General features: G+C 39.2%; 14 protein-coding genes. 9 read left to right on the forward strand and 5 right to left on the reverse strand.

The window, feature by feature from the left end:
- Window positions 1–135: 135 nt before the first annotated feature.
- The 8 genes from rpmH (at window position 136) to PN471_RS20940 (ending at window position 4,694) form a co-directional block, all read left to right on the forward strand.
- Window positions 136–270: a 50S ribosomal protein L34 gene (rpmH, locus tag PN471_RS20905; protein WP_271778481.1), complete on the forward strand. Its 135-nt coding sequence runs from the start codon at window positions 136–138 to the stop codon at window positions 268–270.
- Window positions 271–300: 30 nt separating this feature from the next.
- Entirely contained in the window at window positions 301–690 is a 390-nt protein-coding gene (rnpA, locus tag PN471_RS20910; RefSeq protein ID WP_193894886.1) for a ribonuclease P protein component, read from the forward strand.
- Window positions 677–1,063 (forward strand): PH domain-containing protein, encoded by a 387-nt coding sequence (locus tag PN471_RS20915; protein ID WP_271778482.1) that lies wholly within the window; start codon window positions 677–679, stop codon window positions 1,061–1,063. Before rnpA ends, PN471_RS20915 begins: the two co-directional genes overlap by 14 nt.
- A gap of 332 nt (window positions 1,064–1,395) precedes the next feature.
- The gene (gene yidC, locus PN471_RS20920; protein ID WP_271778483.1) at window positions 1,396–2,541 is read left to right on the forward strand and encodes a membrane protein insertase YidC; all 1,146 of its coding nucleotides are present in this window, start codon (window positions 1,396–1,398) and stop codon (window positions 2,539–2,541) included.
- A gap of 2 nt (window positions 2,542–2,543) precedes the next feature.
- Window positions 2,544–3,059, forward strand: coding sequence for a Jag family protein (locus tag PN471_RS20925; protein WP_271778484.1), 516 nt, complete (start codon window positions 2,544–2,546; stop codon window positions 3,057–3,059).
- Window positions 3,060–3,152: 93 nt separating this feature from the next.
- Window positions 3,153–3,656, forward strand: a complete 504-nt coding sequence (locus tag PN471_RS20930; protein ID WP_271778485.1) for a YceD family protein — start codon at window positions 3,153–3,155, stop codon at window positions 3,654–3,656.
- Between the two features lie 353 nt (window positions 3,657–4,009).
- On the forward strand, window positions 4,010–4,309 hold the full coding sequence (locus PN471_RS20935; RefSeq protein WP_271778491.1) for a type II toxin-antitoxin system HigB family toxin: 300 nt from the start codon (window positions 4,010–4,012) through the stop codon (window positions 4,307–4,309).
- Entirely contained in the window at window positions 4,293–4,694 is a 402-nt protein-coding gene (locus tag PN471_RS20940; RefSeq protein ID WP_271778486.1) for a helix-turn-helix domain-containing protein, read from the forward strand. Before PN471_RS20935 ends, PN471_RS20940 begins: the two co-directional genes overlap by 17 nt.
- Window positions 4,695–5,072: 378 nt before the next feature.
- On the opposite strand, the gene PN471_RS20945 is transcribed toward PN471_RS20940, so the two are convergent.
- The 4 genes from PN471_RS20945 to PN471_RS20960 form a co-directional block, all read right to left on the reverse strand.
- Window positions 5,073–5,984, reverse strand: coding sequence for a tetratricopeptide repeat protein (locus PN471_RS20945; protein WP_271778487.1), 912 nt, complete (start codon window positions 5,982–5,984; stop codon window positions 5,073–5,075).
- A gap of 64 nt (window positions 5,985–6,048) precedes the next feature.
- Complete coding sequence (locus PN471_RS20950) at window positions 6,049–6,516, reverse strand: DUF29 domain-containing protein (RefSeq protein ID WP_271778488.1); 468 nt, start codon at window positions 6,514–6,516, stop codon at window positions 6,049–6,051.
- 110 nt (window positions 6,517–6,626) lie between these two features.
- Window positions 6,627–6,824 carry a hypothetical protein gene (locus PN471_RS20955; RefSeq protein ID WP_271778489.1) on the reverse strand — a complete coding sequence of 66 codons (198 nt, stop codon included), beginning with the start codon at window positions 6,822–6,824 and terminating at the stop codon, window positions 6,627–6,629.
- Window positions 6,808–6,984, reverse strand: coding sequence for a hypothetical protein (locus PN471_RS20960; protein ID WP_271778490.1), 177 nt, complete (start codon window positions 6,982–6,984; stop codon window positions 6,808–6,810). The genes PN471_RS20955 and PN471_RS20960 overlap by 17 nt, the downstream gene beginning before the upstream one ends.
- A 148-nt stretch (window positions 6,985–7,132) precedes the next feature.
- On the opposite strand from PN471_RS20960, the gene PN471_RS20965 reads away from it, so the two are divergent.
- Window positions 7,133–7,396 (forward strand): DUF3146 family protein, encoded by a 264-nt coding sequence (locus PN471_RS20965; RefSeq protein WP_027401177.1) that lies wholly within the window; start codon window positions 7,133–7,135, stop codon window positions 7,394–7,396.
- Between the two features lies 1 nt (window position 7,397).
- On the opposite strand, the gene PN471_RS20970 is transcribed toward PN471_RS20965, so the two are convergent.
- The gene (locus PN471_RS20970; RefSeq protein ID WP_193894905.1) at window positions 7,398–7,820 is read right to left on the reverse strand and encodes a Holliday junction resolvase RuvX; all 423 of its coding nucleotides are present in this window, start codon (window positions 7,818–7,820) and stop codon (window positions 7,398–7,400) included.
- Between the last annotated feature and the right edge of the window lie 126 nt (window positions 7,821–7,946).

Genomic DNA, 7,946 nt, shown 5'->3' on the forward strand with positions numbered 1-7,946 from the left:
GCAAGAGGCAAGAGGCAAGAGGCAAGAGGCAAGAGGCAACTGACAACTCCATCCAGAAATATGTTTTTATTGCCTGTAAAGTGGTAAAATATCAGATTGTGACTTTTTATGAAAATCGCCTAAGAGGAGAACCGTATGCAAAGAACACTGGGCGGCACTTGCCGTAAGAGAAAAAGAACATCTGGATTCCGCGCTAGAATGCGAACACCAGACGGCAGAAACGTGATTAGTGCCAGAAGAACAAAAGGACGGCATCGTCTGAGCGTTTAGGGTAATAAAATTCAGTAATTAAGAACTGTTGTGGCTTTGCCCAAAGCATATCGGCTCAAATCCCGTCAGGATTTTCAGGCAGTTTTCCGAGAAGGAATTCGGCGACATAGTTCTCACTTCACACTGAGAGCTTTAAAACCTACTCTTGCGACAGAACCTTCTTTGGATACTGCCCCCCCTAGCACAAAAATTGGTATTGCTATTAGTACAAAAGTCAGTAAACGCGCCGTTGTTCGCAACAAAATCAAAAGGCAAATAACAGCAGCATTACATCAACTATTGCCTAAATTACTCCCAGGATGGCGGCTAGTATTAATTGTGAAATCAACAACAACAGAATCTGAGTGCGAAACCCAGAAATTTCTGCAAGAATTAGAGCAGTTGTTGGCACAAACTGAGGTATTAAATGGGTATTCGTGAAGAAGTTTATTATGAGGGTGGTCCCCACATTGGGGATTTGATTTTTAACCTGCTAATTGGGCTAACAGTGGTGGGTATACCCTTAGCTGTGGGGGCAATAGTCAGGGCAGTGTGGCTACGCTTCCGCATCACAGATCGAAGGATATGTGTAACTGGTGGTTGGATGGGACGCGATCGCTATGATGTAATCTATTCAGAAGTGATGAAAGTTGTCAAAGTTCCCCGTGGCATCGGCCTATGGGGAGATATGGCAGTCACCCTCAAAAATGGTACTCTCATCGAAATGCGGGCTGTTCCCAAATTTCGGGAAGTCTATGACTACATTAACGAAAAAATTGCTGCTAAAAATCCCCAATATAGCAATCCTAAATGAGTCGCGTTAACAAGCTATCAGCATTCAGTCATCAGCTAGTAAGCTAATTCTGGTTTGAAATTCTTATAGAGATGGGATTTAAATCACTTTTAAACAAACCGCTGACGGCTGACCACTGACGGCTCTTTTAACATTTACACTTTTAGATCATGTGCGGCTATCCTGAACTTCCATAGCTTGTGGATAGTCACAGCAATGCTTAACAAAAACCTCTACAATATAGAGCAAAAGCTTGGGAGAGAACCGCCTCTAGTCAGAGGATAGGCTCAACTAAGTATCCCACTCCCAACCGGGGTGGGAGTGTCAAAGTACCGCAGGTTGAATTCAGAATAATGGATTTTGGTATCGGGTTTCTCTCGAACAACGTAATGTTGCCAATCATAGACCTTTTCTATGGTTTTGTCCCTAGCTATGGGTTGGCGATAGTAGCCTTAACATTGATTATCCGCTTTGCACTCTATCCTCTGAGTGCCGGCTCTATCCGTAGTATGCGACGGATGCGGGTTGTGCAGCCTCTCATGCAAAAGCGCATGGCAGAAATCAAAGAACGCTATAAAGACGATCAGCAAAAGCAACAAGAGGAAATGCTCAAGGTCCAAAGTGAATTTGGTAATCCCTTAGCAGGATGTCTACCTCTACTGTTGCAAATGCCAGTATTATTAGCCCTCTTTGCAACTTTGCGGGGTTCTCCTTTTGCAGGAGTCAACTACTCCGTTAACCTGCAAATCTTCCCTGAAGAACAAATCGAGCGCATTCAACCCCAAGCCTTTGCCACTTCCCCACAAAATATTTATATTGCTGATGGAGAACACACTCCCATTTCCGCAATATTACCGGGGGGTAACAAGTTAACAGTGGGAGAAAAGACTAAGATTCAATATCAAACCGTAGAAGGTAAACCATTTGATTTGCTCTTAGCAGAACACCCAGAAACTAAGTTGACACCTGACTGGAAAGTCATTAAAGGGGAAGAAAGGGTTAAAATTGATTCTGAAGGCAATATAGAAGCCCTAGAACCCGGAGACGTGACCATTCAAGGGACAATACCTGGACTAGCAGCAGACAAAGGATTTCTCTTTATTGATGCCTTGGGTAGAGTAGGCGCCATTGATCCTGATAACACAGTCCATTGGGATATAGTGGCAATGATTGTCTTCTTTGGTATCAGTCTTTATGTCAGCCAAATGCTGTCTGGGCAAAATTCCAGCGGTGGCAACCCTCAACAAGATACAGTCAATAAAATTACCCCTGTCATCTTTTCTGGGATGTTCCTATTCTTTCCTCTGCCGGCTGGGGTACTTATGTATATGGTAATTGGTAACGTTTTCCAAACTATCCAAACCTATATCCTCTCCCGTGAACCTCTACCAGAAGAAATTCAGAAAATCGTAGATTCACAAGAGAAAGAAGCCCAAACCATCGAAGTAAAAGCGTTGCCATTTGAACCCAAAAGTTCTAAGAAAAAGGCTACTGGTTGATTATGAGCGACATTTCTATGCAGAGTAGTGAACAATGGCTACAAAATTTGCTACTTCTAACTGGTATATCTACCCAAGTACGGGCTAATTTAGAAACTAAGCCATCTTCAGGACAAGATGCACCATTAGGAGAAAGCTACTGGTTGACAATAGATCAAACCAATTTAACATCAGAACAAATTAGGATTTTAATTGGTACTGGCGGTTCGGTGCTAGATAGTATCCAGTATCTAGCAAATTCCGTTCTCAACTTAAATCAACCAGAAGAAAATCAGACAGCTTACACAATAGAATTGAATGGTTATCGGGTGAGACGAGAAGCCGAAATCCGCACTTTAGCTGAAACTGCTGCCGCGGAAGTCCGTTTCTCTGGAAGAGAGGTAGAACTTCAATCTCTCAGTTCCTCAGAACGCCGACAAATCCACACTTTATTGCAGGAATTTTCGGATTTAGAAACCTTCAGTCGCGGCAAAGAACCTCATCGTCATTTAGTTGTTCGTCAAGCCGTCACACCATAATTAGGTAATAGGGAACAGGGAACAGGGAACAGACAAAAATATTACCAATTACCCATTACCAATAATCAATTTTGATGGTATTTCACAAATCCTATGGACGCTATTTATATTCCGCAGCTAACTAAAGCGCCGGAGCGGACAGAGGAAATTCAAGTTCAAGAGTTTCTGCCTGGACTAGAAACATTGACACCCGTTCGCGGAGTTATCCAGGTCAAACACCAGGGTAATTATTTAGAAGTTTCATCTCAGGCAGAAACAATTGTTACCTGTACTTGCAGCCGCTGTTTGCAGCAGTATAACCATCGTTTAGTTCTTGATACTCAGGAAGTTATTTGGTTAGATGAAACTGCTAATCAAACGGAAGATTTTCCTCTAGAAATGGAAGTTGCTGTAGAGGATTTACTGGAAACTTTAGCACCTGATGGTCATTTTGATCCCGGTGAATGGCTCTATCAGCAGATGTGTTTAGCGTTACCCCAGCGTCAATTATGCAACCTTAATTGTCCAGGTATTTTGAATACTGTTGTTTCTGAACCACCTACTGATACCCGTTGGGCTTTATTAGATGCTTTGAAAAAACAACTTCCAGATAATTAGTAAATTTACTATTTGGTGCGTTATGGCTTAATTCTTTATGGCTCGGTAAACGCTGTTAATACTTTCTTAAACTCCTCAAGGATTTTTTATCTTTGTGGAGTTTTTAATTACAGAGAAATGAACCACGTTCGCGGAGCGTCCCGTAGGGATAGGAACGAAGGACTCGAAGGGAAGAGGGTTTTAGAGAGATTTTGCGTAAGTCCTGATTGACTCTTGACAATTTACTCTCATTTTGAGAGAATAGAGCAGGTGACAAGCACAAACATAAACAAGAACCTAAGCAAGAACCTAAGTACAAATGAGGAATTAAGCTATGTACACCAACCACTATTATTTCAAATCCAAAATATATTATCCACTTAATTCATATTCGCATCCTCCGCGAAGAAGCAGCAAAGTACCCTGATATCAGGAAACAAATAGAAGATTGGTATCAAACAGTTAAAAAAGCAGAATGGCAAAGTTTAAATGATGTTCAGAAATTTTACCGAGATGCTGAAGCTGTTGGTAATTTTACTGTTTTTAATATCAAAGGTAATGATTATCGTTTAATTGTAGGAATGGATTATGAAGATCAAACGGTGTACTACAAATACTTGCTAACTCATGCCGAATATAGTAAAAATAAATGGAAAAATGACCCTTACTTTTGACAGAAATACTTATAGTCAATTACTAGCAGAAATCGCTCCTAAAGTAATTGAAACAGAGGAAGACTATGAACGGTTGTTAAAAGTTGCAGAATATCTAACTTTTAAAAAAAATCGTAGTCCAGAGGAGCGAGCTTTACACAAATTGCTTGTCAGACTAATTGAAGATTATGAGGAAGAAAATTATCCAATGGATGAATCTACACCTCATGAAATATTGCTACATATCATGGAATCTAGTGGAATTCGTCAAGCTGACTTAGTACGCATTCTTGGTTCTAGCAGCGGTGTAGTTTCAGAGGTTGTCAACGGTAAACGCTCAATTAGTAAAGCACAAGCAAAAGCCTTGGGAGAATATTTTAAAGTGTCTCCTAGTTTATTTATTTAGAGGTTGTTTTAAAAGGCGGTTAGAAACCCACCTACGTGGGTTTGAAAACCTTAATTTTGTGTATAGTCCACGTTCGCGTAGCGTTTGATGAGGCTCTGCCTCTAATATCATTGAAGGCAGAGCCTTTAGAATTCATTCCCAGTCAGAGACTGGAATATGACTTGAGTTGTTTGCGGGATAGAGGTTTTATGTTAAGTTGACACCAATGATCTCATGCTTTACCCCTATAAATCTATGTTTTTCGTAATTTTCCAAAAGTCCATATTTCAACCATGTTGAGTATAATACTCTCTCAAACTCCTCAAGGATTTTTCATCTTTGTGGAGTTTTTTGTCTACATTCTGCACTTTAATAAGTAGCAGTGGCGGCACAACTTCTCTACCTGTTTAATTTTTGTGCTTGTTGTAGGAAATGCTGGGAATTTTTCACCCACTGTAAATTACCTTGAATATTATATAAATCTTTAGCATATTGGAAGACCTGCACGGCTTCTTTATACTGCTTTAACTGCATGAAAACTAATCCTGCACCATAATAGGCATTAGCATAATTAGGATTAGCTGCGGCTGATTTTCTGAAAGCTGCTAAACCTTCATTTAATTTTCCCTGATTAAACAAAATTGAACCCAGATCATAGTGTGCTTCTGCATATTTAGGATTGATTCTGATTGCTTCGTTAAAAGCTGCCTTAGCTTGTTCAACTTTTCTTTGTTGTAAATAACATACACCTAAATGATAGGCAGGTTCGGGAGCATTTTGACTCATTGTTCTGGCTTTTTGAAAAGAGGCGATCGCACTTGACCAATTTTTCTCCTGTTTCTTAACTAACCCCATGTTATAATGGGCAAAACCCAGATTTGGATTTAACTTCAAAGCCTGATTTAAATAGTCTTTCGCCAATTTTAAATTATTTCCTTCTAATAACGCTCCACCTAAATTGGCAAAGGCTAACGCAAATTGAGAATCGGCTTGGGTAGCTTGATAAAAAGCATCTGCCGCAGGTTGTAATTTTCCTGATTGTCGCAGTGCTAAACCTAAGTTATAGTGCGCTGCTGCTAATTTAGGATCTAGTTTAATAGCTTCACGAAAAGCAGTAATTGCTTCTTCTATTCTTCCCAACTGAATCGCTTGTAATCCTTGATTTAAAGAGTCTGTAGCTGCTCTACTATTTATGTTTTGTGCCAGTATTAGAGTAGGGGGAGAAGTGGAAAATACTGGTTTGATATTAACAGCTAATAATAATAAACTGGTGATCCCCAAGATGGGATATTTAATTAATGGTAATTGCATAGATTTAGTTTTATTTCGCGCAAAGGCACAAAGGAGCAAAGACGCAAAGGAAGATAAGGAAAAATCAATGTTGTTCTGGTAAATAATCTTGATTTAAACTTTCTTCTGTAGTAAATGGAGAGTCTACGGGAAAAGTATTAAGTGATAAACCTATTTCTAACGCAGCTTGTTTTCTCGCATCTTGATAACATTCGTTAAATGTCTCAGATAAGTATTTCTTTAAACTGGGACTTTCGGTTAAGTCTTCTTTCAATCTGCGTCTATGTTCAAAGATAGTAGATAACCAACTATTACTACGTTTTTCTGGCTGATATTTATATTTGAGCAGGTGCATTAATACAACTAATAAGTTGCTTTTTAATGCTCTTTTTTCACTTCTACCCATGCTTTCAATTTCTTCAATCAAATTGTCTAAATCAATTTCGGCAAAGTTACCATTTTTTAATTGTTTTGCTGTTGTCTTTATCCACAAATAAAAATCTTCTTCGTAAAGATTTGAATTAGTAACTGCTGTTGGTTGAGTTGCTGTCATTTTCTGGAAACCTCCTCAAATGAATTGTAATATTTTGGTGTAGTATTCTTATTTTATACATTGATATCTAGATTTAGATAAACATACTATTAATACATATTAAAATAATACTATTTATATTTGGACAAGGTATTGTTACTTTGAATAGATTTATTTAAACGAAAACGAAATCCATCTGTATAACTAGCACTGGCTAACATTATGCCAATATTAGCTTCATGAATCATTTTGGCATAACCATCTATTCCTCCATCACTTCCAGCTTTTCCCGGTGTTAATCCCAGGTAAGCATTATAACATATCATCATTACCAAAAGTCACACAAGGACTGTCAATTTCCACCGCTGGAGTGAATGAATTGCAGAAGGTGACAGTAGCACAATTAACTGCCAACTCGTCGGGGTGAGTGCATTCTAATTTGATATAAAAAGCACACTCTTCACAAATATTTTTATGTAAAAATTGCATTATTATCTTGCGTTTATTGTAAATTGACAACAAAAGAGCTAACTTATCTTGTTTTGATTAGTTTGTAGAATTAAGCTATTTTTGGTACATAGAATAAGTAGCCTACATAAATAATTGGCTTTTATCCCATACGTGACATCAAACAAGCGTGAGTGCTAAACGTCTGCCAGAAACTACTGCTCATGTGAGAGTTACCCGCCAATCTTGGCAACAAGGCTTTCTTGAAGGTGAAGTTAGCGCCGGTAATTTTCAGTGGCATTTCCAGTGGCATTTCCGCCGGGGAGAACTTTCTGTGAAGCCTTCCCAAGGTCGTGCTTTAATCAAAGAACCTCTGGGACGCTTTTTGGAACAACAAGACTATCAGTTAGAACCTGGAGGGGATTACGCTTTTACGATTCGGGCTGAACTGTAAATTAGTTGTCAGTTAGTCGGTTAAGATATCGTTCAATCAGGAGAATGGCCACAATGTCATCTATTGGCCTTGGAGGTTGACGTAAACCCTGGGGTAATAGTTTAGTGATGCCTTGGGGTGGATACATCTGCCAATAGCGATCGCGTGCTTGTAAAGTGGAATAACGTTCATCAACCAAAATGATATTGGTGGGTTTGCTTAATTCCTGATTAAGTTGCTGTTTCCACTTTTTAGCCGTTGTTTGATCTCCCATCACCATTAAGGATACAGGGAATTTTTGCAGTTGTATTTCAATATTAGCGATCGCCTCATTCGCCAAAACAACTTGATGATAGAACAGTTGTCGATCCAGCCCCATCACGGCAATCCCGCATTTATCACGACCGGGATCAAATCCTAAAATTACAGGTTGTGTATTTGTCATTGGTCATTGGTCATTAGTCAGTTGTTATGGATAAATTAATTCTTTTTCCCTATTGCCTATTGCCTATTGCCTATTGCCTATTGCCTATTGCCTATTGCCTATTGCCTATTGCCTATTGCCTATTGC

Source organism: Aphanizomenon sp. CS-733/32, assembly GCF_028330045.1.
GTDB classification, from domain to species: domain Bacteria; phylum Cyanobacteriota; class Cyanobacteriia; order Cyanobacteriales; family Nostocaceae; genus Dolichospermum; species Dolichospermum gracile.

Excerpts from the sequence above, each read along its gene's own strand:
- PN471_RS20945 (WP_271778487.1), bottom strand. The coding sequence starts at position 5,984 with ATGCAATTACCATTAATTAAATATCCCATCTTGGGGATCACCAGTTTA.
- rpmH (WP_271778481.1), top strand. The coding sequence starts at position 136 with ATGCAAAGAACACTGGGCGGCACTTGCCGTAAGAGAAAAAGAACATCT.
- PN471_RS20950 (WP_271778488.1), bottom strand. The coding sequence starts at position 6,516 with ATGACAGCAACTCAACCAACAGCAGTTACTAATTCAAATCTTTACGAA.
- PN471_RS20955 (WP_271778489.1), bottom strand. The coding sequence starts at position 6,824 with ATGATGATATGTTATAATGCTTACCTGGGATTAACACCGGGAAAAGCT.
- PN471_RS20970 (WP_193894905.1), bottom strand. The coding sequence starts at position 7,820 with ATGACAAATACACAACCTGTAATTTTAGGATTTGATCCCGGTCGTGAT.
- PN471_RS20960 (WP_271778490.1), bottom strand. The coding sequence starts at position 6,984 with ATGCAATTTTTACATAAAAATATTTGTGAAGAGTGTGCTTTTTATATC.
- PN471_RS20940 (WP_271778486.1), top strand. The coding sequence starts at position 4,293 with ATGACCCTTACTTTTGACAGAAATACTTATAGTCAATTACTAGCAGAA.
- PN471_RS20925 (WP_271778484.1), top strand. The coding sequence starts at position 2,544 with ATGAGCGACATTTCTATGCAGAGTAGTGAACAATGGCTACAAAATTTG.
- PN471_RS20915 (WP_271778482.1), top strand. The coding sequence starts at position 677 with ATGGGTATTCGTGAAGAAGTTTATTATGAGGGTGGTCCCCACATTGGG.
- PN471_RS20930 (WP_271778485.1), top strand. The coding sequence starts at position 3,153 with ATGGACGCTATTTATATTCCGCAGCTAACTAAAGCGCCGGAGCGGACA.
- yidC (WP_271778483.1), top strand. The coding sequence starts at position 1,396 with ATGGATTTTGGTATCGGGTTTCTCTCGAACAACGTAATGTTGCCAATC.